The sequence below is a fragment of the Bacillus sp. J14TS2 genome, from assembly GCF_018333015.1.
Classification (GTDB): Bacteria; Bacillota; Bacilli; order Bacillales; family Bacillaceae_C; genus Lederbergia.
The window spans coordinates 264,357-288,585 of the sequence record NZ_BORE01000005.1; the positions used below are offsets into that span (position 1 = coordinate 264,357).

Annotated in this window: 18 protein-coding genes; 2 read left to right on the forward strand and 16 right to left on the reverse strand. The window is 36.8% G+C overall.

Features of this window, described 5'->3' with window-relative positions; all coding sequences use genetic code 11:
- Nucleotides 1-141 precede the first annotated feature (141 nt).
- The 12 genes from KI375_RS10020 to KI375_RS10075 form a co-directional block, all read right to left on the reverse strand.
- The gene (locus KI375_RS10020) at nt 142-702 is read right to left on the reverse strand and encodes an HAD family hydrolase (protein WP_212973360.1); all 561 of its coding nucleotides are present in this window, start codon (nt 700-702) and stop codon (nt 142-144) included.
- Nucleotides 683-1,714 (reverse strand): ABC transporter ATP-binding protein, encoded by a 1,032-nt coding sequence (locus KI375_RS10025; protein WP_212973361.1) that lies wholly within the window; start codon nt 1,712-1,714, stop codon nt 683-685. The genes KI375_RS10020 and KI375_RS10025 overlap by 20 nt, the downstream gene beginning before the upstream one ends.
- The gene (locus tag KI375_RS10030; protein ID WP_212973362.1) at nt 1,707-2,759 is read right to left on the reverse strand and encodes an ABC transporter ATP-binding protein; all 1,053 of its coding nucleotides are present in this window, start codon (nt 2,757-2,759) and stop codon (nt 1,707-1,709) included. The genes KI375_RS10025 and KI375_RS10030 overlap by 8 nt, the downstream gene beginning before the upstream one ends.
- A gap of 41 nt (nt 2,760-2,800) precedes the next feature.
- Nucleotides 2,801-3,985: an ABC transporter permease gene (locus tag KI375_RS10035; protein WP_212973363.1), complete on the reverse strand. Its 1,185-nt coding sequence runs from the start codon at nt 3,983-3,985 to the stop codon at nt 2,801-2,803.
- A gap of 3 nt (nt 3,986-3,988) precedes the next feature.
- Entirely contained in the window at nt 3,989-4,987 is a 999-nt protein-coding gene (locus KI375_RS10040) for an ABC transporter permease (RefSeq protein WP_212973364.1), read from the reverse strand.
- A 78-nt stretch (nt 4,988-5,065) separates the two neighbouring features.
- Nucleotides 5,066-7,048, reverse strand: a complete 1,983-nt coding sequence (locus KI375_RS10045; protein WP_244852490.1) for an ABC transporter substrate-binding protein — start codon at nt 7,046-7,048, stop codon at nt 5,066-5,068.
- A gap of 2,006 nt (nt 7,049-9,054) precedes the next feature.
- A complete protein-coding gene (locus tag KI375_RS10050; protein ID WP_244852492.1) occupies nt 9,055-10,527 on the reverse strand; it encodes a sulfatase in 1,473 nt (490 codons plus the stop codon).
- 16 nt (nt 10,528-10,543) lie between these two features.
- Nucleotides 10,544-11,326, reverse strand: a complete 783-nt coding sequence (locus KI375_RS10055; protein ID WP_212973366.1) for a class I SAM-dependent methyltransferase — start codon at nt 11,324-11,326, stop codon at nt 10,544-10,546.
- A gap of 72 nt (nt 11,327-11,398) precedes the next feature.
- Nucleotides 11,399-12,763 carry a sulfatase family protein gene (locus KI375_RS10060; protein ID WP_212973367.1) on the reverse strand — a complete coding sequence of 455 codons (1,365 nt, stop codon included), beginning with the start codon at nt 12,761-12,763 and terminating at the stop codon, nt 11,399-11,401.
- Nucleotides 12,764-12,875: 112 nt separating this feature from the next.
- Nucleotides 12,876-14,273 carry an ABC transporter substrate-binding protein gene (locus tag KI375_RS10065; protein ID WP_212973368.1) on the reverse strand — a complete coding sequence of 466 codons (1,398 nt, stop codon included), beginning with the start codon at nt 14,271-14,273 and terminating at the stop codon, nt 12,876-12,878.
- A 65-nt stretch (nt 14,274-14,338) separates the two neighbouring features.
- Nucleotides 14,339-15,241, reverse strand: coding sequence for a carbohydrate ABC transporter permease (locus tag KI375_RS10070; RefSeq protein ID WP_212973369.1), 903 nt, complete (start codon nt 15,239-15,241; stop codon nt 14,339-14,341).
- Complete coding sequence (locus KI375_RS10075) at nt 15,231-16,154, reverse strand: carbohydrate ABC transporter permease (protein WP_244852494.1); 924 nt, start codon at nt 16,152-16,154, stop codon at nt 15,231-15,233. Before KI375_RS10075 ends, KI375_RS10070 begins: the two co-directional genes overlap by 11 nt.
- A gap of 152 nt (nt 16,155-16,306) precedes the next feature.
- Between KI375_RS10075 and KI375_RS10080 the strand changes: the two genes are divergently transcribed.
- Together KI375_RS10080 and KI375_RS10085 are read left to right on the forward strand one after the other, a co-directional pair.
- Nucleotides 16,307-18,091, forward strand: a complete 1,785-nt coding sequence (locus KI375_RS10080) for a cache domain-containing sensor histidine kinase (RefSeq protein ID WP_212973370.1) — start codon at nt 16,307-16,309, stop codon at nt 18,089-18,091.
- Complete coding sequence (locus KI375_RS10085) at nt 18,088-18,861, forward strand: response regulator (RefSeq protein ID WP_212973371.1); 774 nt, start codon at nt 18,088-18,090, stop codon at nt 18,859-18,861. The genes KI375_RS10080 and KI375_RS10085 overlap by 4 nt, the downstream gene beginning before the upstream one ends.
- 465 nt (nt 18,862-19,326) lie before the next feature.
- On the opposite strand, the gene KI375_RS10090 is transcribed toward KI375_RS10085, so the two are convergent.
- From KI375_RS10090 to KI375_RS10105, 4 genes are all read right to left on the reverse strand, one after another.
- Nucleotides 19,327-20,859: a DUF4127 family protein gene (locus KI375_RS10090; protein ID WP_212973372.1), complete on the reverse strand. Its 1,533-nt coding sequence runs from the start codon at nt 20,857-20,859 to the stop codon at nt 19,327-19,329.
- A 25-nt stretch (nt 20,860-20,884) separates the two neighbouring features.
- On the reverse strand, nt 20,885-21,712 hold the full coding sequence (locus KI375_RS10095; RefSeq protein WP_212973373.1) for a carbohydrate ABC transporter permease: 828 nt from the start codon (nt 21,710-21,712) through the stop codon (nt 20,885-20,887).
- Between the two features lie 34 nt (nt 21,713-21,746).
- Nucleotides 21,747-22,637, reverse strand: coding sequence for a carbohydrate ABC transporter permease (locus KI375_RS10100; RefSeq protein WP_244852496.1), 891 nt, complete (start codon nt 22,635-22,637; stop codon nt 21,747-21,749).
- A gap of 288 nt (nt 22,638-22,925) precedes the next feature.
- Nucleotides 22,926-24,194 carry an extracellular solute-binding protein gene (locus KI375_RS10105; protein ID WP_212973374.1) on the reverse strand — a complete coding sequence of 423 codons (1,269 nt, stop codon included), beginning with the start codon at nt 24,192-24,194 and terminating at the stop codon, nt 22,926-22,928.
- Nucleotides 24,195-24,229 lie beyond the last annotated feature (35 nt).

The window sequence follows — 24,229 nt, forward strand, 5'->3', positions numbered from 1 at the left end:
GTTTTCAACGTTAACTAACAATCCTCCCTCTAAAATAATCGTGTTTCAGGGTAAGCGCTTAAGTATCAATTCATCATTATGTGTGAAGTAAAACTGTCTTCTTTATAGTAGTTTAACATATTAAAGATTTTTTCATTATATTCATTGATTTATAGTTAATTGCTGATTGATATAATCTACTAACTCAATCAACTCTATTGGTTCACTGATTGTATAATCCGGCACTTCATCTTCGTGAGTTGGTTGCTTGGGATATCGAGTTGTCCAATTTAAATGAACACTTGTTAATCCCATTTGGTTAGCACCTGCAATATCTCGACTCAAATTATTACCTACCATCACAATACGATAGCGGTCTTTTTCACTAAGATCTAATGCTCCAATTGCCGCTTTAAACATTCGAGTACTTGGTTTATCCGCTTTGATCGTTTCTGAATAAATCATCGTGGTAAAATAATCGTATAGCCCATTCTGGGTTAGTATATTTTTAAATGATTGCGCAAGCCCATCAGCTACAATAGCAAGGGTATACCCCTGCTCAGCAAGCGTCTTGACCATTGTATCTGCCCCAGGTATCAGATTTGCTTCTATCACCACTCCCTGGTCATCACGGATTTCCGTCCCCTCATCAATTAACGTATCCCCGCAATCTAAAAATACTATTAACTTCTTATTATTTTCGTTATTGAGCTTTTGATCCATAGTCTACACCTTTCAATTGTAAATTTTCAGCATAGTGGCATGCTACAGAATGTCTTCTATCTTTACCTATCGCCTTTATTTCTGGAACTTCGGTCATACACTTTTTTGTTGCGTATGGACATCTTGGATGGAATTCACATCCGCTCGGCGGGTTTCCAGGGTTTGGTACTTCGCCTTCTAAAATGATTCTGTCTTTCTTAACATTTGGATCTGGCTTCGGTACAGCCGATAATAGTGCCTCTGTATAAGGATGCTTGGGGTTGTCGAAAATGGAATCAACCGATGCAAGCTCAACGATTCTCCCTAGGTGCATAACAGCAACCCTATCAGATATTGTTTGAACTACCGATAAATCGTGTGAAATAAAGATATACGTAATTCTAAATTCCTTTTGCAGATCACTAAGCAGATTAATAATCTGTGCCTGAATTGATACGTCAAGCGCTGACACCGCTTCATCACAAACAATGATTCTCGGTTGAGTAATTAATGCACGAGCTATCGCTATCCGTTGTCTTTGCCCACCGGAGAAAGCATGAGGATAACGTTTAAGCAATGTTGGATTAAGTCCCACCTTTTTGGCAATTTCTGCAACACGTTTCTCTATTTCCTTCTTTCCCACATCAAAATTGGTAATCAGCGGCTCTGAGATAATATCAAAAACAGTCATCCTAGGATTTAGTGACGAATATGGATCTTGGAAAATCATTTGGAGATCTTTCCGATATTTCTTATAGTCTACTTTTGTTAAATGTAAATAATCGACTTCTTTCCCATTTTCCGTTTGATAGATAACCTCACCAGAGGTTGCATCCATGCCTTTTAAAACACATCTACCTAGCGTCGTTTTTCCAGAACCAGACTCACCAACGATGCTTAACGTTTCACCTTCTAATAAGTCAAAAGATATATCTTTTAAAATTTTAATTGGTATCGCCCGACTAAATAGTTTAGTAGATTTAGCTTTAAATTCTTTATTTAACCCTTTCACATTCAAAATACGCTCAGGCATTTTTCTTTTCCTCCCCCTCCTCTGTGTAAAGAAAACATCTTACGGTATGATCCTGAGATACTGTTGTATTTGGTACCGCATTCACATCACAAACTCCAGGCATTCGATGTTTGCAACGGTCGTAAAATCCACATTTATTCTGCATATTAATTGCAAGTGGCACCGTCCCTTCAATGGGCTCAAGGCGCTTTTTGTTATACCCTAATTTTGGCATCGAGTTGATTAAACCTTGAGTATAAGGATGTTTGGGATTATTAAAAATCTCCTTTACCGATGCTTTTTCAACAATTTTGCCCAAATACATCACTGCTACTTCATCACACATTTCGGCAATAACCCCTAAATCATGAGTCACAAGCAGAATAGCCATACTAAATTCATCTTGCAAATCCTTCATAAGCTCCATTACTTGAGCCTGGATGGTAACATCTAATGCAGTAGTTGGCTCATCTGCAATAAGCAATTCCGGATTACAAGATAATGCCATTGCTATCATTACACGTTGACGCATACCACCAGAGAATTCATGTGGATATTGATTAAATCGTTTTTCTTCATCAGATATCCCTACTTTACTTAACATTTCTAGCGCAATTCTCTTTGCTTCATTTTTATCCTTCGTACGGTGTAATAAAATTATTTCAACGATTTGGTTCCCAACGGTATACAATGGTGAAAGGGCTGTCATCGGTTCTTGAAAAATCATCGATATTTTTTTCCCGCGAATCGAACGGAACTTTTTTTTAGTTGGATTTAAATCCAACATATTTATATTTTTCATCTTCTTATCTACAGTAGAATTATATAAAATTTCACCTGTCGTTTCACATTCTTTTGGGTTAAGCCCCATGATCGCTCTACTAGTTAAACTTTTCCCACAACCAGATTCTCCTACTAGGCCGAGTGTTTTTCCCTTCTCAATAGTAAAGTCAACCCCGTCGACTGCATTCAGAACTGCATTATCCACCTGAATATTAATTTTAAGGTTATCAACGGAAAGAATAGGTTTTTCCTCTAGTTGCGGTTGTGAAGTTTTTACATTCATAATATCTCCTCACTCTAATTTAATATATTAACCATAAATGTCTAGCTTTTGTATGGATCAGCGGCATCACGCAAACCATCTCCAAAGAAGTTAAAGCATAGGACTGCAAAGACAACAAAAAGTAATGGAATTAGCTTCCATGGATAAAGCGCAACATTATCAATTTGCTGTGCTTCTTGAAGTAGAACTCCCCAACTTGTTGCTGGTGAGCGAATACCAAGACCTAAAAAGCTCATTGCTGTTTCCGCAAGTATCATTCCAGGTATGGCTAACGTAATTGAGACAATCAAGTAACTAACAATTCCTGGCACGAGATGTTTCGAAATAATTTTCGGGGTACTAACACCTGCAATTCTAGCCGCTAAAACATATTCTTCATTTTTCAATGACATAAACTGTCCACGTACAACCCGCGCTAAATCTGTCCACTCAATAAACGAAATAATAATCACAATATAGAGATACATCATAACCACATCTATGCCCGCTGGAATTGCTGCAGATAAAGCCATCCATAAAGGTAGAGTTGGGAAAGAACGAAAGATTTCTATGACACGTTGAATAATCGCATCAATCCAACCACCAAAGTAGCCAGAAATACCACCAAGAATCAAACCAATGATTAAACTAATGGCTACCCCAGCTAGCGGGATACTTAAAGATACACGACTCCCTACCACAATCCGGGAAAATAAATCTCTCCCCATCCCATCTGTACCTAAGGCAAAATATTTACCAGGTTCTTCTACACCAAATAGATGTTTATCTGTTGGGAATAAGCCAAGAAATTTATATTCTCTCCCTTCTACAAAAAATTGGATTGGATACATCACGGTTCGATCTTCGACGAATATCTTTCTAAATGTGTCAGGATGTCGTGTGCTTTCAATGCCATAGACAAATGGACGAAGGTGAAAATTACCTTCTGTATCAAAAAAGTGAATATTCATTGGTGGTGCATTTGCATAATCACTTTTATATTCTTGTAATCCTTGTGGTGCAATAAAATCGGCAAAAATAATGCCTATGTAAAACACAACTAAGAGGAATAAACTAAAACGGGCTAACTTATGCCTCTTTAATTTCTTCCAAATCAAACTCCATTGTGAGTCATAGTAAACTTCCTTTTTTACCGTAGGGTCAACGGAATCGTTTGTTTTAGAATCAACAGCATCATTGTCTTTCCGTTTATTAAATAATTTGTTTAATAAACGTAACTTTTTCATTCATTACCCTCCTTTTATCTCGGTTCGAACTCTTGGATCAAGCCATGCAAGTAATATATCCGAGATTAATGTACCGACAACTGTTAAAACAGCCATAAATAACAACCAGGTTCCTGCTAAATACATATCCTGGCCTAAGAGTGCGTTGTACATAACCGGTCCCTGAATTGGTAAATTTAAAACAATTGCAGTTATAGTTGAACCTGTAAATATGCTCGATAAGGTCCAGCCAAAAGTACTAACAATAGGATTCAGTGCTGCTCTAGTCGGATATTTAAATAATATTTTCGTCTCAGATAAACCTTTCGATCGAGCTGTCACAACATTTGGCTTATTAATCTCGTCAAGCATTTGTCCCCTCATAATACGAATTAACCCTGCTGTGCTAGCTGTACCAATAACAATAACCGGGATCACCATATGCTTAGCTAAGTCCCAAACTTTTGCCCATGTCCATGGAGCATTTTCAAATTCATTCGAGAAAAGCCCTAATAGTGGATCACCAAAATTCACATAAGAAACATACATCAGAATTATTGCCAATAAGAAGTTTGGTGTTGCCATACCAAGGAAGCCAATTGTGGAAGCGATGTAGTCACCGATTGAATATTGTCTGACCGCCGAATAAATACCAATCGGAATAGCAACCAAGTAGGTAAATGCCATCGTTACAAGGGACACAATTAATGTCAATACCATATAACGTCCAACAACGGTAGTGACAGGCTCGTTATAATTAAAAGAATGACCGAAGTCAAAGTCAAAGATGATATCTCGCATCCATAACAGATATTGGATAAACCAATGTTTATCTAAATTTAATCTCGCTCTCATATCAGCCATTTCTGCAGCAGTCATGTTCTCACCCTGTGCTGACATTTGTGCCGCATAGTGCGTGACATAATCTCCTGGCGGGAGCTGAATGATAAAGAAAACGATAATAGAAACTGCTATAAGAACCGGTGTTACTAACAAAATCCTTCTAAATATATATTTAAGCACCCTCTTTACCCTCTTTTCATTTAGGTTTGTAATAAGTCAGCAGGGATAAATATCCCCACTAACTTCTGCCCCATGATATTATTCTTTAATAAAGAATTGTGCCGGATGACCATGTCCAAGTTCTCGGAATTCATCAGAATGAGTAAGACTATCCGGAATATTCCGTAAACTGTTTGCTGCAACGACTACGGCAGGCGTTCCACCTGCATAACCAATAATCCACTGATTTTTCATGTGGAGCTTATAAATTTCATCAGCCCAATGGTTTGTATCTTCTTCCGTCTTAGAACCTCTTAGATTGTCCCAATACTCTAACAGCTTGGCAACATCCCCCTCCGGTTTTGTTCCGCTTTTACCGTCAGTTTCGACATATAATCCATAATCCCCTTGCCATGGTGTTAGCACACGCAATGGTACAAGTAATTCTGGACGTAATATCACGTTGACTATGTTTCCACCTTCTGTAGAAATTTCCACCTGATTACTATATTTCAAATCTTGAAAGGTTCCTCCATCAACAAATTTTAAGTTGACTTTTAGACCGACTTTTTCATACGCATCTTTTACCAACTCCAAAAAATCAGCATTAGCTTGATTTTGCTCTGTAATTGTAAGTGTTACAACCGAGCCATCATCAAACAATCGGAAGCCTTGGGTATTCTTCTCTGTTATTCCGATTTCGTCAAGCAATTGTTCGGCACGTTCTGGATTATATTCAGCCCATTGATCTTCCCATCCTTCTTGATAACCAAATAATCCCTCAATAACCGCCGCCTGTACTGGTTCCGCAATACCATTTGTAACAATCTCTGTTATTTCTCGACGATCGACAGAAACGGAAAGTGCTTCCCTAAATTTGATATCTCGGAACAATTCACGCAGCTTATCATCTTGAACTGTTTGGTTTAACTGAATCGCAGCACTAGTAAGACTAGCTGTCGGCCACATTAGTACACGGTAATCCGCTTTTTCTTCATTTTCCTTTAATACGGTAAAATCACTGGCATTAAACCAACCTAAGTTAAAGTCTCCACCTAACATACCAAGTACACTTTGACTTGGATCTTGTATCTTACTAGCTACTAAATTATTAATGTAGGGAAGCTGATTACCTTCTGCATCTACTTTCCAATAGTAAGGATTGCGTTTCATCACAAAGTCTTCATTGTGGGGGTCGTTACTTGCCACCCACGGTCGAAGCGTTGGAATTTCTTCATTAATCCAATAGTAATACCCTGTATCTACCAAGTATGTACCGACATCAGGGTATCCATGTTCTTTAGCTATCTCTAGAGCCTTTTCATCACCGACAAATTCCGGTAATATCGTTTCATGAAAATGTTTTGGAGCAAAGAACCATTTGTTATCGATCGCGACACGCTTTAAGAAATCTGGACTAGGAAAAGCATGTGTAACTTTGAATGAATAATCATCAATTTTAGTAACTTCAGCCATTTTCCTCTCGCCAGTATCAGGATCAATTGTAAAATAGGCATCATAAACTGATTTACCGAACGTTTCTTTTGTCAACATGTGCTCCCAATAGAACAACACATCATCTGCTGTAAAAGGTACACCGTCAGACCATCTCATCCCTTCCCTTAAATAGATAGTATATTCTGTTGCATCTTCATTAACGTCATAACCTTTAGCTACATTGGGCTCAACATCACTCCCATCTTCATTAAAGCGAAATAGTGCTTCTTCAGTAATTTTACCAACAGCCCACTTGTCATCAGGGCCACCCCACGATATGGATATGTTTCCACCATAATTACCTAATTCTTCATGCACGTCTTCAACCATAATATCTTCAGCAACTGGTAAGCGTTCTTCTACTGGTGGCAATTCTTCCGAATCAACAAGCTCTTTTAGTTCAGGTGCTTCTTTATATTCACTTATGTCCGCTGGGTCTACAGGTGCAGCAGACTCGTTATTTGCTTCTTTATTTGTTTCGTTCTCTACATTCTTAGATGCTTCATCGACTCCTGCACTCATACATGCAGTTAGAAACAAGATAAGAAAAACAAAGATAAGAAATATCTTCAACCTCTTTTTCAAACTATTCTCCCCCTTAAAAGCAATTTTTTAATTCATTACCGAACAAACGGTCACACCCCTCCTTTTATCAATTTTTATAAAAAAACAAATACATATGTCTACGAAAGCATCTAATTATTGCGGATAAATGTATTTGTTTTAATTATCGTTTAATAGATTTCCAGTTAAGTAGATAATCTCTGTGTATTTCAAGTGACTAATACTCCTAGGTAAATTCGAATTCTGAGGTAGACTATTCTGTCAGTACGTGTGGAAAGATACCAAAAGTTAAACTATATTTACGTACAAAAATAGACTATGTATCCTTTTAGAGGTCCCATTTAGTATGCGCTTTCATAACTATTCATAAAAACTGCAGCAAACTCTATCCCTAAGTAATTAGTTAGGGTAAGCGTTTTCCCTATAATACATTCTTTCAATTGTTAATGCAATATATTTTTTGAAAATTTTATATACTCGCAACGCATTTATACTTTTCCACTTCATTCAAAACTAATCAATTATAGCTACTTGAAAATCAAAATAGGTATTGTCACTACAAGAGTATCAGTGAATTTCAAGAGTCTCATTTTTACAGTCAAACGAACACTGTCAGTGGGAATTAGAACTACGAAAGCTGGTTTCTCTATCCATTTGAACTATTCAACCTTATATACATATTGAGATTTTTAGTTAAGCGTTTAACTCGTTTTATATTTGAAAATTGTATTTTTTGTTGTAAAAAGTGAGGGAAGAAAATCTTCTTACTAACTTTTGGCCTTATTTACCTCCGCACAGCAAGCTAGATTTATTTTCTTTTAGAGAACAATAAACTGCCTTCTTATATCACGTTAGAGTTGGGCCTAATCGCAAAGATTTGAAGAAATGTTTGTTCCAGATTTGCAGATATTCTCTCTGGAATTTCTCAAGAAAACTCGGAGTTAGGAAGAGAGCTAACAGGTGGGCACAATGTTGTCTTCTAAAAAGTGAAACTTCAATCAATGGGTTTTTCCTTCAACCCCACTGATTAGTAAGGATCAAAGGCGTTGCAACATCCTGTCGGCAGGTTCAAAGCACGACATCCTGTCGTTTCGCCTGCACTAGTACGTCCTGTACGTCGCAACGCCTTTGTGAACTACGTCCTGCAGGCCTGAACAAATCGGGGTTTTACAGCCAGTTAATACGGGGTAAAAGGATTGACCTAGCCAATCCTAATTATCTCACTTATTCGATTAACAAAACAGATCCAGCAATGGCGAATCCTTCTAGATCAACATGTAATTGGACTTACTTGATCAAATGATTGATATACAAGGGGATATTGATGGGGAACATTTCGATGGTTGACCCTTTCCAGAGGCGCAAATGATGGTCATGACGCTTAGGTTCGTACAGGCATAATAATAATAAAAGTGTTAGACAACAGTCATTATGATTAGATAAAAATGCTGCATCTTTTCTTGGGTATCCAAATTTTCTCTTGATATATGGAAAAATTATAATTCACGATATGTTTTTTGCTTATGTAGTTTCGAATGGGGACGGAATGCATCCATGTAGGCATCATAGGAATCAATTACAGTTATATCAATGATTAGCGGAATGTGCCTCAAGTACTTCAAATACCCCCCATTTATTTTGGGACGCTTTTTTTACTTTTTTCCACGACATTTGAACTCCCTTTCGTCATTTTTCTTACTATATTCCCCCAAACATATCATGAATAGCTAATAAAACAAGACTACCATCAGTAGGGTTTTCTTTATCCACACTGATGGTTTAAGGGGGAACTAGTCGTGCTGCTTTATTTTTATGTTGGCATATTCACATCCACTTACTACAGGCCCCATCCTCCCCCCTTCGTCTGCATTTAAAATGAGGATATCACCAAAGATCGTTTTCATAAAATCGAGAGAATGAGATTTCGAGACACCTTTATGGATTGCTTTTTTATTTTAACAATTTAGCATTTTCATTTTTGCCGCAATATAGAGTCGAAAGCGTCATTATAACTAGTCTGATATGAATTATTTTTTCGCTTCAATACCTATCCTTTGATATTGCTCGCTTGGAGCGTCGTTTTCCTCCATTAAATATTTAAGGTGCTCTAACATATATTTTTCTATTGTTGAATTATTCAATGGTTCCATTTGCTGTGGATCTGCTTTTAGGTCAAAGAGCAAGGTTTCCATAGACTTTGGTTTCTGTTGCCAATTCCCCTTTGTTTTAAGTGGTCTTAATCCTTTAGTAAAGGTAAATGGTTTAGATAATTCCATAGAGCCCATTTCATCTATACTAAAAAAAGCGCGCATATGTGTAGGCATCAAGGTATAGGCATATAAAGGCTCATTAGCCTCTGTGACAGGGGCTCTCATATATACATAATGGCCATCCGTGCAGTTTATATGCCCACCATGAATACCAAAGAGAGCTGCCTCGCGAACAGGAACATCTGAATCTATCACTTTTTGTAAGGAAAATCCTTGCATATCCTTGGGCTTAGTAATATCAAAAAGTTCCAATAATGTTGGGGCCATATCAATCATCTGTACAAGGCTTTTCCTGTGTTCACCTTTCTTTTTGGAGCTGGGATCCCAAATAAATAATGGAGTATGGGCTACTTCATTATAAAATGGCTGCACACACTTTGCCCATTGATCATGTTCTCCAAGCAAAAAGCCATGATCGGTGTTGACAATAAGCATGGTATCCTTCCATAAATCTAAATCATCCATTAGATCTAATATCTTCCCTAAATAGTTGTCGCACATCGATAGTAAAGCAGCATATTCAAGTCGTAAATGCTCCACTTCTTTTTTTCCTTCTGTAACCTCCCCATATCTCGGCCAATCCAAAAGATTATCTGCATGCTCATGAGGATATAAATCCTTATATTTCTGAGGAGCAAAAAAAGGTTCATGCGGATCAAAGGTTTCAATTTGAAGAAACCAATTATCTTCTTGATCATTATCTAGTAAGAATTCTGAAGCCAATTGAAATACCTTAGCCTGAGGAAAGTCTTGTTCATTCTTAATATAACTTCTATTGATCTGATCTTGTCGAACAGCAGGATGAACTTGACTTAAAGGATCAGTTGCATTTATGCTTTTTACCTTCCCCTTCCACGGATCTCCTTCTTGTCCACGAACAAATTCAAAAGAATTGTATCTTTGGTGATAGGTTGCACCGCCATCTTCCCAATAATGTTGGTGGTCGGTAATCAGATGGGAATATACCCCGTTCCGATTTAAAATCTCTGGCATTGAGTCATCAAATGGTTCCAACGGTCCCCATCCGCGATGCAAGAAATTATAACGACCCGTATGCAGCTCCCTTCGAGCAGGGACACAGGGCATACTTCCTACATAACAATTATCAAAAATAACCGTTTGGTCAGCAAGTCGCTTAAAATTTGGAGCATGTATCCAGTCACACCCGTATGGTGGTAACATTCTGCGATTAAGAGTATCGAACATAATCATAATAACTTTCAAACTCATGACCTCCTAAAAATTGCTAATTGCTAATCTTTCTGGCGATGACAATCGGTTGATAATAACCCGATTCTTTTGCTGTAAACCATTGAATATTCGAAAAGCCTGTTTCACTTAACATTTTGTTAATCTCCTGTTGCATTAGGGCTCTATACTTCGTTTTAAAATGTTGTGTGACCCATTTTTCATTTTCCTGCTGTAAGATAAATAGCTGAATCATATATGTTTTCCCATTTTCATCCCAATTCCAAGTCTGGAAAACAATCCGTTTACCATTTTCAAATATATATGGAGTGGTGGCCGTAGGTTGATCATGTATTATGGAGTCATAATCCCTAATGGTAAGCAAGAGTAAACCATTTTTTACCAACTTGCTATTCATATTCTTAAACGCGAGATGCAAATCCTCATCATTTAAAAGGTGAGAGATAGCATTATCTGCAGACATCACCACATTAAAAACACCAGAAACTTCTTGTTCTAAAGCTCGAAAATCTGCTACTCCCCAGTTTATATTATTTACTTTTAAATTTTCCGCTTCTCTTTTGGCTCTCTCTACCGATACCGGACTTATGTCAGTAGCAGTGACCTTAAATCCATGTCTAGCTAATCCAATTGCTTGAGTACCGATCCCGCAGGAACAATCTAAAAGGGAAATCTGCTCCAAGCTATCAAGATCCATTTTTGATCTTATGAATTTATTTAGGATTTCTCCCTGATTTGAGATGGCCTGTTCCCATTCATTAAAAATAAGATGATAAGAACTAGCTAACTGATTATAAAAAGACAAAGCTGAATCTCGCAAATGAATCCCCTCCATAATCATCCTTTTTGAGCGAATAGAATCCTGCATGCCGTATAACCTGATTAGTCTCAATCACTCATCATAGATCGGTAAGATAAATACATCTTCCGTGTCTTCAATCCATAGTTTAAGTCGGTCATTCAGTTCTTTTCTCTTCTTAAAATACAGTGTATTATGGGCTAGATTCACTTGCTCAAAGGGATCTTCGTTTAAGTTAAACATTAACCAAGTGATTTTTTCAAAGCATACATACTTCCAACCATCCTTGGTAACAATACCCCTCCAAGGCTTATCCACACTATCACCATGTCCCGTAGGAATAACCGATTGTATATATGCGGAATCAGGTTCGATTTGCTCTTTGTTATTCTGTAAACGATAAGGTGAATAATCTTTTCCATCCATCCATTCCGGTTTTTCGATATCGCATAGACCAAGAGTGGTGGGGGCAATATCCACGTGATTTAGGAGAACAGAACTCGCTCCCGTTTTCCTCCCATCGTAAAAAGACTGCTCACCCCCAATAATAAATGGGACTCGAATCGCTTCTTCATAAGGGCTTGTTTTTTTAAATTGTCCCTGTGAACCATGTAAATCACCATGATCACTAAAAAATACAATATGGGTGTCAAAACTTAAATCACATTCCTGTAAAGCAGCTTGAATTCTTCCTAAATTCCAATCCAAATTCTCAATCATCGCATAATAGCCAGATAGATCTTGTCTAGCCTTTTCTTCAATTCGAGGAACGGATGGAACGTTAGATCTCAATGAAATATGACTTGGTGAATGCCCCTGGCGAAATTCCTCCGGCGCAATATAAGGATCATGAGGTGGCTGTACAGATAATACAGCAAAAAAGGGACTCCCCTTCTCGTTTTGTTTCTCTTTTCCTTTGTCTTGAATGTATTGGATAAAAAGATTCGTTAATTCATCTGTCTCATAGCCCGGCAAACGATATGGTTCTACCTCCTCATTCACTTTGCCATGTACCCAACAATCCCATTGGCTATTATTATTTTCATATCCCAGCCACTTTTTAAATCCCCCTCTTCTTTCTATTGGGATATAATGCTTTGCTGCTCTCCCCTCTTTTTCCTGAAAGCCATCTAAATGCCATTTACCAAAATAGGCTGTATCATAGCCATTTTCATTAAACACATGAGCAATCGTTGGTTGATCTTGTGGCAGCTGATGTTCATGGCCTGGAACACATTTATGGGGATATTTGCTTGTCAAAATCGAGCCTCGAGCCGGACAACATAATGGATATCCTGCAATGGCATTGGGAAAATCTACACCTGACACAGCAAGATTATCAATATTGGGTGTGTTTACATTAGGATCATTGTGAATACTTAAAGCTTGGGCGCGATGCTGATCACCAAAAATCCAGATAACGTTTTTTCTCTTTTCTTTTTGATTCTCGTCATTCATTATGAAGCCCCTCCAGTTCTATTACAAAGACACATAGCAGGCCAGGATCATGTGCATGTTCAAACACTACTATGTGCCCAAGTTCTACTCTCCTAAAAGATCAAATTTCATCTTAGTCTTTTTCTTCATCTGAAAATTCATCATACGTTCTTTTCAGAATTTGATCGACTTTTGGTTTTAGTATTTCAATCGTTTCCTCAGCAGTTGCCTTCCCCATCCAAAGTTGATCAAGTCCCTGATTTGCAATCGTTGCCATTTCTCGATAGTTTACAAATGTATGATTAATATTTTCCACAGAGTTTTCTGGATAATTGGTTATGACTTCTCTTAACTCTTCCTTATCCATCCCCGTCGGTTCTACAAACAAATCCAACCATTCTTCAACCGCATTATTATGTGGAACTAAGAATCCTGTTGTCTCACTCATATCCTTTGCTGCCTCCGGAGTCAGAAGATAGTCAATTAGTTTCCATGCTTCATCAGGATGCTTACTATCCTTTGCGATAAAATAGGCTCCGTTAAATAAGGCTGTTTTATTATCTTCTGCTCGAGGCACTGGTGCTAATCCCCACTTGAAAGGTGCATCTTTTAAATTCCCGTAAGCTTGTGTGGGCAACATAAAAGCCATGCCTATTTTACCTGTAAGAAAAATATTCCCCAGTTGTTCGAGTGTCCTTGTGTCTGCTGGTGTTGGAGCAACCTTATGTTTATACGTTAAATCCGCCGTTGCTTGAAGTCCTTTAATAAAAGCTGGGTCATCATAATTACTTTCGGTCGCCAATCCAGTTTCGTAATTCTCCGGAAGATAAGCATCAGTTCCCCACATATAAGCAATTTGATGTGGTTCAAAATTGGGAGCAATTCCATACTGAGCATTTGTCCCTTCACCATAATTCTTTGTAAGTTTCTTGGCATATTCAATCATTTGATCCCATGTCCAAGTATCATTATCCCAACTGGTTGGCAGATCAGGTAATCCTGCTTCAGCAAACAAATCTTTATTATAAACCATCATTAACCCAAAATTAGTCACTTGAGGGACAGAGAAATACTGTCCATCTACAGCATAAATATCAAAAATCCCATCCACAAAATCCGCTTTATCTAAGTCTTTTTCAACATATTCCGTAAGGTCCATTAACATCCCTCGATTGTAATAATCACTAAATCCTGAGTCTCCCCACATGGAGAAAACGTCAGGTGGATCTCCGGCAGCAACCATACTTGATAATTTAGAATCTACCTCTTCCGGTGGCACTACAATTAAATTCACCTTGATATTCGGATACTGTTCCTCAAATTTCGGAATCACCTGCTCTTTTTGCCATTTATTTTCAAATGGATTGCTTCGCATTAACCATTTAATTTCCACCTTATTATCTGTGCTTGAATTTGATGAGCTTTTACCATCTGTCGGTACACCACTATTCCCACCTGAACATGCAGCCAAAATCATCATAGACATGATAGCTAAGATCGCACATATCTTCTTAATCCTTTTGTTGCCCATAAGTTTTTCTCCCCTTTTTTGTTTTTGTAAAATCTGCCATTCTTAAAAATCTAAACAACGACGCTTTATCCCTTAACACCAGTAATCACAATTCCCTGAATGAAGTATCTCTGTGCAAGAAAGAATAATAGTATACATGGTAGCAAAGCCGTAAGAGAAGCTGCCATAAGCAGATGCCAAGGGGTCATCCCATAGTCGGCAGTAAAATTTTGTAAAGCTAGTGCAACTGTATACTTCTCTGAAGAGTTAATAAAAATTAATGGTTTTAAAAACTCATTCCATGTATTCATAAAAGTTTGAATGGCGACAATCCCTATAACAGGCTTTGATAAAGGTAAAATCAGCCGCCAGTAAATCCCCCAATAACCGCAGCCATCCATTTTGGCAGATTCATCCATTTCAAATGGGATGGTAAGGAAAAATTGCCGAGCAAGAAAAATTAAAAACGGTGCTCCCATAAATTCTGGAACAATTAAAGGTAAGTACGTATCAATCCAATTCAATTTACTAAACATAATAAATTGCGGGATTAATGTTACTTGTGGTGGAAGCATAAACCCTGTCAGCACCAGTATGAATAGAAAGTTTCTTCCAGGCACTTTAATTCGAGCAAATCCAAAACCAACTAAGGTACAGGCAAAAATTTGCCCTAGGATTGATGCAAAGGAAATGAAGAAGGTATTTAAATAGACTCTTCCTCCATTCATAAAATTTAATGCCTCAAGATAATTCTCAAAACGCAGTGGGCTAGGGACCCATTGCGGCGGCATAATCATGACAGCCCCATCTGTTTTCAAGGAAGTGGATATCATCCAGACAATTGGTGCAAGAGTAAATATAGCTCCCACTATAACAATGATTAAATAGATAAAGCGTAGTCCTAATTCTTGGATCCTTTGATTTTCTTTATATTTTGTTATAAAAGAAAATTCATTTTTTTGATTTTCATTTTGTGTATTAGGACTCATAATGAACCCACCTTTTTTGCCATTTAAATAACAGGATTGTAATGATTAAAATTACACAGAAAAGGATCCAAGCAAGTGCTGAGGAAAATCCCATTCGAAAATTCTTGAATGCGTTCTCATAAAGATATAAAACATAAAAGTAAGAAGCGTAATTTGGGCCTCCCTTTGTGATAATAAAGGCTGGTGTAAAAACTTGGAAAGATGTAATGACTGAAATGATCATATTATAGAAAAGAACAGGAGTAATCATGGGGATTGTAATATGAACAAACCTTTTAAATGCTCCTGCTCCATCAATTTCAGCGGCTTCATAAAGTTGACTGGGAATTCCTTGTAAGCCAGCCAAATAAATTAGCATCGGTCCTCCGACGCCCCATAGACTCATGATAATAAATGCCGGAATAGCCCACTCCTCTGAAAAAAACCAATTAGGTCCTTGGATATGAAAGGCTTCGAACAAAAAACTATTTACTAAGCCAAAACTTGGTTGAAAGATCCATGACCATAATAATGAAACAGCTACACCAGAAGTTACCACGGGCAGGTAAAATATCGTTCGCCATAATGATAAACCAGGAATCTTTTGATTAAGAAGCACTGCTAAACAAAGAGCACCTATCACACTTAATGGTACATGTCCAAGAGTATAATAAATGGTAACCCACGCCGATTTCCAAAAAATATCTGACTGAAAGATTTCCTTGTAATTATCTAGACCGATAAATTTTGCGGGATTCACAATATCGTAATCTGTTAAACTCAACCAGCCAGATGCAATGATCGGTCCTAATGTAAATATTAAATATCCAAGTAACCAAGGACTAATAAACAAGTAGAAAGCAAGTAAATTACGTCTCCTCTCCTTCGATATTGGACCACGATTTAACATTCCAGTAGTTTGATTTTGACTCATTCTCCAACCCCCTTAAACCTAATAGTTATCTTTGTTATTAAGAAGTATAAGCAAATTAATTTCCGGAACCAATTGAAATATTTTAAATAAATTGAAATATTTTACACTTCCTGTATAATCATTTACACAATTGCATAATGGGGGATGATACTTTGCGGGGGAAAATCTCTTGGAATCACAGTTTGGTTTGGAAAATCACCATTAGTTACTTGTGTTTAACAGCTATACCATTTATCTTTTCCTACTTACTTACTTCAGTGTATTGGTGGAATGAAACGAAAGAGAACTCATACAATCACTCCAGTGATAATTTGAAGTCTTCAAAGCAATTGTTAAAGATATATATAGAACAAATGGAAGCCCTTTCTACATCTTTATACTACAATAATGACTTAGGGAACCTTATAAAAAATACCAATATACTAAGCGACGATAATGAAAAGCTCAAGTTGTTTCAGGAGTTCGACAAACTCTTTTTAAACACGTCCCCTTCTCGTCCAGATAAATTTAACTTTTATTTTTTTTCTTTATCAGGGAGTTTAATCTATTCATATAATGGGGGCTTTTGGTCAGATATATTTCCAGAAATTGATGCAGACAACCAATCGAAGCTTTGGTTTATCGAAACAGTTCAAAAGAATGGAAGAACGCATATATTAACAGAGGGAGCGCCCTATCAAAATGCGAACAGACCAGTGTTTTCTATTTCCAAATTAATCAAACTATCTAAAGCTCCACAAGGTGTCGTTCTACTTGAGTTTAATTTTAATTCTCTTAACCAATTTTTCGGGAAATCCTTCATTGAAAACAAGGGGAACTTTCTTATTACAAATTCCGAGGGTGTTATCCTCTACCATGATGGAATGCTTCCAGAAGAGATTCTTCCCCAAAAAGCACAAGAATTTCATGATATAAACGGCTCTGGTTCGAAGAAAATTTTGATTAACGATGAAAGATATTTTATGGTTTATGACTCGCTGGATGAATACTCACTTAATTTGATCCATTTAACTCCAACCTCAGTATTGTTAGCTAATAATTTAAAAAATATGTTGATGATTCATCTATTCATCATGCCGCTTATGATCATTTTAGTCATTTTATCCATTTATTATTTTTATAAAAATTTACATCCTCTAAGAAATTTATCGTATAAAATGGAGCAATATATTCAGAAACCATCAAATCAACCTTTCCCAATTTCAACAAAAGATGAAATTGGCTTATTAGGGACTAGCTTCAATAATATGATTGATAGAATACAGGACTTAATTAAAAAGGATTATCGAAACAAATTCATTCTACTTGAAACAGAAAAGAAAATGCTTGAAGCACAAATCAATCCTCATTTTCTATATAACACTCTTGACACGATACGCTTTAAAGCACTTGAACAAAATAACAAAGAGATAGCCGATATGCTTTTTATTTTATCCGCAAATCTCCGCTATACCATTACAGAATCAAATAGCTTGGTATTTGTAGAGGATGAAATTCGCTGGCTAGAACGATATATTTATTTACAGAAATTACGCTTTGAAGATCGCTTTGAAGTAGAATTTTCGATCGATCCAAAAATAATTAAGATGAAAATTCACCGTTTAATTCTTCAACCATTTATCGAGAATGCGATTATGCACGGATTTAAGAATCTTGAACATGGCGGACAGTTAAAAATAAAGGGGGATCTTACAAAAGAAGGGATCTTAATATTTGAAATCATTGACAATGGGTGTGGATTTGACCAAGAAATAAATAAGATCATCGATATGAATTCTATCAAAGAATTTCAACCAGATAAAATTGGCATGTATAATGCTCTAAATCGCCTTTTTCTTTATTATGAGAATAGCTGTGAGGTTATATTAACTAGTTCGCCGGGTAATGGCACCTTCATCAAAATCAAACTTTATCATCCAAGGGAGTGGAGGAAATGAGGGTTTTGCTGATTGATGATGAGAAAACAATACGGAGAGGCATGGAATTATTATTCGATCAATTGGAATTTGATATTACAATTGTTGGAGAAGCAAGAAATGGAGAAGAAGGATTAAAAAAGATCGAGTTACTTCAGCCTGACTACGCCTTTATTGATGTACAGATGCCCATTATGGATGGCATTGAACTAGTAAAGAATTGGAAAGAAAAGGCTATCTCTCCTTGTACAAAATGTATTATGCTTACGGCCTATTCAGAGTTCGAATATGCTCAAAAATCCTTGCGTTATGGTGTACACGACTATCTCTTAAAACCAATTGATGAGAATATATTAAATGAACTGTTTTATCGATTAAATGAAGCGGAAATCCAGCAGGAACCCATTGCAGATACCGGTGATGATATCATTCAGTCCTATAAACAAAAAAGGGCCATTTCTCATCCTTTCATAATGGATATTCTATATTTAGTGAGCAAGAACTATAAGAGAAATCTTCAATTATCTGAAATTGCAAGAAAACTTCACGTGACCCCCAGCTATATTAGTAGTCAATTTAAAAAGGTTACTGGGGATAACTTCGTCACATTTTTAAACTATTATAGAATTGAAATAGCCAAGTCTATTATAATAGAAAATCCCCATTATAAAATTGGGGAAATTGCCTATATGGTTGGATTTAATAATATTACTTATTTCAACAAGGTCTTTAAATCAATAACAGGAACAACACCACATCTTTATTTAAGGGAAAAAGGCATACACAATTAATTTTACTAATTTTCTCCCTGTCTTAGCTTTGGAACGCATCATGGATAGAGACGTTTTCTCAAAGCTTTTTGGCTTTTTCACTAGCCATCATATCACTCCACATCATTAAAGATGGGGTAGAGGCGGCCGTGCCTTTCGCCGTTACCCTTTTGCTGCTTTTCCATGATTTCAGGAACGGCAAGACCTCCCGCCGTTACCCTTTTTACGCTTTTCCTCTATTTCGGGAACGGCCGAACCTCCCGCCGTTACCCTTTTTACGCTTTTCCTTTATTTCGGGAACGGCCGGACCTCTCGCCGTTACCCTTTTTACGCTTTTCCTCTATTTTGGGAACGGCCGGGCCTCCCGCCGTTACCCTTTTTATACTTTTCTGCAATTACGGGCAGTGCATCCCCCACTTGTATTCTCTAAAGTCTTGAGGTGGGGGAATACACTGCCTGTTAATGCGGGTTAAAAATGATTCATTCCTAATTCATTAGCTCAAAGTCTACCTCAAACATTCTGATCCAAGGAAGATGAACATTTTGGATAGACAGGTTCTCCTCATGGAAATGATCTGCAATAAACGCTGCTAATTTTTGCTCGACAAGTTGTACAACGTCATCATATACATGGGATATTTTAAAATAGCTTGCATCCATAGTTGGTAGATGGTTATCAACTACATCACCGCGGACCGTTGCTTGAAAACCCCAGTCTTCAATTAAGCGTGAATAAAAGAAGGCTCTACTTGCCTTTGCAAACTCAGGGTTTTGTGCATATGAACAATTATATGAATCAATAATAGCATGTGGAATGACTGTACCTAATGTATTTCCTGAAGTGTTCCAGCCTGCATATGCTGCCAATTTATTTAATAGATTCTTTTTCTCTAAAAGTTTCATTAAATATTCATCTGCTCCATTACATAGAGCCACATCTGCTATGGAAACGTATTTTTCCTTACGAACATAATTTTTTATCGCTTCTACAAATTCTAGATAATTGATTTCACTATAGTAAGATGGATGTCTACTTTCATAGGGACCTTGTTCTGCCATATTCCATTGCTCTGTTGATGGTGAATTTATTGCTAATATAATATACGTATCAGTTGATTGGTCTGCAATGACTCCCCCTGCTGCTGTTACTTGTGATTTGACACTTTCATTGAGACTACGATCTTCATATTTTGGTTTCATATAAGGACCAAGGGTTGAGGAATATCTAATATATATTTCAGGCACATAATTCTTTATTTCACAAAATACTTTTGAAAATAAGGAACAACCTATATCATCAGCCCCGGGATAAATCATGACTCTATCGGTTAGATCTTGTGCATGTACCTTAAAAAGTAACTCCCTCTGCTCCTTGGCGCTAAAGCCATATTCTGAATTATCGTCTAGTGGAATGACTAAATAGTCCAATCCCCCATCTTTTAAATAGTCTAATGCCTTATTATTAACAAATTTATTTACTTCTCTTCGTTGTACAAAATCTTGTATAACCTCTTCAGGAATTATTTCTTTTAATTGATTAAACTCTCTTTCTTCCTCAGTAGTTAATGACTCTCCAGTTTGTTTATCCAATAACCAACCGTATTTCCAAATATTCTTACCATAATACTCATAATAGTCTGGTTCCTCTTCATCTCGATTGTTATTTGGTACACGCATGATTAAATTAAAGGCATATATTTTTATAGCAGGATTTTGTTTCTTGATTGCATGAATGATCGATAATCGTTCTAGACAAGTATCTTTTGATAAATAATGTAACCTCGATGGAACTATTCCACCGTAAATTAATGAATCCAAAGATAAAATTAAATAATTTGCATCTCTGGTTGCCTCTAATAACCATTCTTGTATTTTCACAAAATGACCTGGCTTTTTCTTTTCTCCCAATATCGATTTGCTTGGCGTAATAAATGATACATCCGTCATTGCTGCCAATTGTTTGGGATATTTATAATTACAAGGCCTTTCATCAAGGGGCAAATATACAATCTTGCTCATTATAAACACTCCTCCATATTTAAAATTATCCTTTCACGGCCCCAGCACTCATACCGTTAACAAGCTGCTTTTCCATAAATAGATACACAACGATAGTTGGGATTAAAGCTAATGTTAAGGCTGCCATTTGCAACGTATAACTTGCTGTCTCTACCCCGACGAAACTTGTTAAACCCAACGGTAAGGTTTTGAGTGCACTATCATTAATTAACACTAGCGCAAATAAAAATTCATTCCAATTATAAATGAAGTTTAATATCGTAACGGTTGCAACAGATGGTAAAGTTATGGGTAGAATAATGGACCGAAATACTCTAAAAATACTGCATCCATCGATCGTAGCCGACTCCTCGATATCTTTCGGGATAGTACTCATAAATCCACTTAAAATAAAAATAGTAATCGGTAAGTTAAAGGCGATATAGGGAAAAATCAATGCGATCCTACTATTAGACAAGCCTACCTCATTCATCATTAGAAAAACCGGGACAAGTGTTGCGTGAATCGGGATCAACATTCCTAATAAAAACAAGGCCTTAACCCATTTGAGGATTTTAAAATCAAACCGGGTTATAAAATAGGAAGCCAATGCTCCTAAAATAACGGTTACTACGGTGGCAATGATTGTCACAATCATACTATTGATGAAAAATTGAGTTAAACCGGCTGATTCCCATGCCGTTTTAAAATTTCCCCATACCCATTCTTTCGGTAATCCGAATGGATTCACAGCATAATCTTGCTCACTTTTAAAGGCGTTCATAATCATCCATAGTAAAGGGACAAGATTTATTAAACTAAACGATATGCAAAATACATACAAAGAAATTCTTTTGACTTTTTCGGTAGTCATCAAAATCCTCCTTTCAACTGAAGCACCCTACTACTCAATGCTTAAGTTTCTTCTTTCTGTCTGTATTTGCAGAAAACTGCACAATTGAAATAACAATAAAACTAATGACCAATATCACTACAGAAATGGCACTGCCATAACCAAATCTCATAAATTGAAAGGTGTTTTCGTACATATACAGGGTCATGATTTCGGTGCTTTTTGATGGCCCACCACCAGTTAATACAAAGAGTAAGTCAAATGCCCTGAAGCTACTGCTAATTGAAAAGATAATCGCTACCACCATTGTTTCTTTAATGGATGGGATAATTACTTTCCATAAACGAACCCAACCATTTGCACCGTCGATTAGAGCTGCCTCAATGATCTCTTTCGGAACAGTTTGGATGGCAGCAAGGAATATCACCATATAGAGACCAAAATTCGACCAAATATAGGTTACACTCACTGAATATATAGCAATATTTGGATTGCCTAACCAGTTTCTAGTTAAACCATCTAAACCAATCATTTCTAAGAAACTATTGATCAAGCCATGTTCGACATTGAATACAAATCCCCATACCAGTGAAATAATAGCTGCCGAAATAACCACTGGTAAAAAGAAAGCCATTCTATAAAATTTAATCCCTTTAAGTGCTTTGTTTAATGCTAGTGCTGTACAAAATCCAAGTGGGATTGTCACAAGTAGACCAGCCAAAATAATAATTATGTTGTTTTTAAAGGAGTTCCAAAAATTCGAGTCCGTAAAAATTTCAATATAATTTTCTAATCCAATAAACTTACGGTCAGTAAGTCCATTCCAATCATAAAAGGAATAGTAAAAGGAAATGATGATGGGGACTACTGCCATAACAACATATATGAGTAGAATTGGAGATAATCCAAAAAACACTGCCCATTTTGCCTTTTTCGTATTATACAAAATGATTAACTCCTTTCTAACAAATAAAGAGGTATGAGTACTAGGCCACTGAAAAAGTCATTTCCATTAAGGAACTGGAAAAACTAAGTTGTTGATTTCCGTTCAGGTGGCTTCGCTTTTTGCGGGCTTCCCCAGCCCCCTCTTAAGTCTTGCCACCTTCCACTCCAATCAAATCATTAACATAGGTTAAGTGTGGAAAATACATCGTCTTTTTCACAGTAAATCTTTCATTTCGCAAAAAAACATAAGATTTTCAGCGGCTTCCATTAGTACCCCTTTATTTTTGTTTTATTGTTGATTTTCCACAATCTCTTGCATTTCTTTAGATACATCCTCTGCACTTTTTTGACCAGTTGTAATAGCTTGTAATCCATCTTCTAAAGTTGTTTTTAATTCTGGTGAAACGACACTATCGTAAACTGGAGATATCCCTTGACTGGTTAGCTCAAGCAGTTCAACAATTTTACTATCAACATCTTCATCTATGTCTACTTCCGCAGGGATAGGAACACCTATTTCCGCTAAACTTACATATAAATCTTCGCTAAAGAAGAATTCCAAGAACTTCGTAGCTGCTTCCTTCTTCTCACCATCCAAGTCACTATTCATTGCTACCCCATATTGAATAGCAGTTGGACTTGCTAGCGTATTCCCTTTCCCATTCTCAATTTCTGGAAATAGCGCGATTCCAACATTATCGCCATTTTCATTATCTAACCTTAAACGGGCATTAGATGAAGCAGACGTCATAATCATCGCTGATTTACCTTGTAAGAAGTTATCTTCAATCTGTACGGCATCTATTGAGTTTATATCCTCATTAAATGCATTCTTTTCAACCAACTCTTCCACTACTTCTAAAGCACTTACAAATTCCTCATCTGTAAATTTCTTTTCCCCATTTAATACATCAGCTAAATAATCACTTCCAGTTATTCGATCAGCAATCACTGAAAGATAAGATGACTGTAGTGGCCATTTCGGTTTATTCCCGACACCTATAGGAGTGATCCCATCCTCTTCTAATGCAGACACAAGCTCAAGTAATTCTGAATAGGTTTTTGGGAACTCTGAATATCCCACTTGCTGAAGATATTCTTTATTATAGTAAATAACCGACATCGAATTTACTTTAGTAGGGATTGCGTAATTTTCACCATCGACTTCATAGCCTTCTAGGTATTCTTCTAGTATTAAGTCTTCCCATTTTGACATATCTTCTAATGGCTGAATGACTCCTCCTTCCACTAGAGGATGCAGATCAACCTCTGGCCAAACAACTGCTAGATCAGGAAGGTTCCCCCCTGTTGCAAGCGTTCTTAATTTTGTCATGTAATCGGCAGCCGGAACTTTATCTTGTTTGATTTTTATATCCGGGTTTTCTTTTTCAAATTGCTCAATTCTTTCTTGATAAATATCAAATTCAGGAGACTGAATGCTCCAGTTATTCATCATAGTAAGTGTTATACCATCCCCATCTTCTGAGTTATTTGAACAACCAACCAACGAAATAGCGATAACAAGTAACAATGAAGTAAATAGTATTTTAATCTTCAAAATGGTTCCTCCTCGTATTTAGTAATCTTTCACTT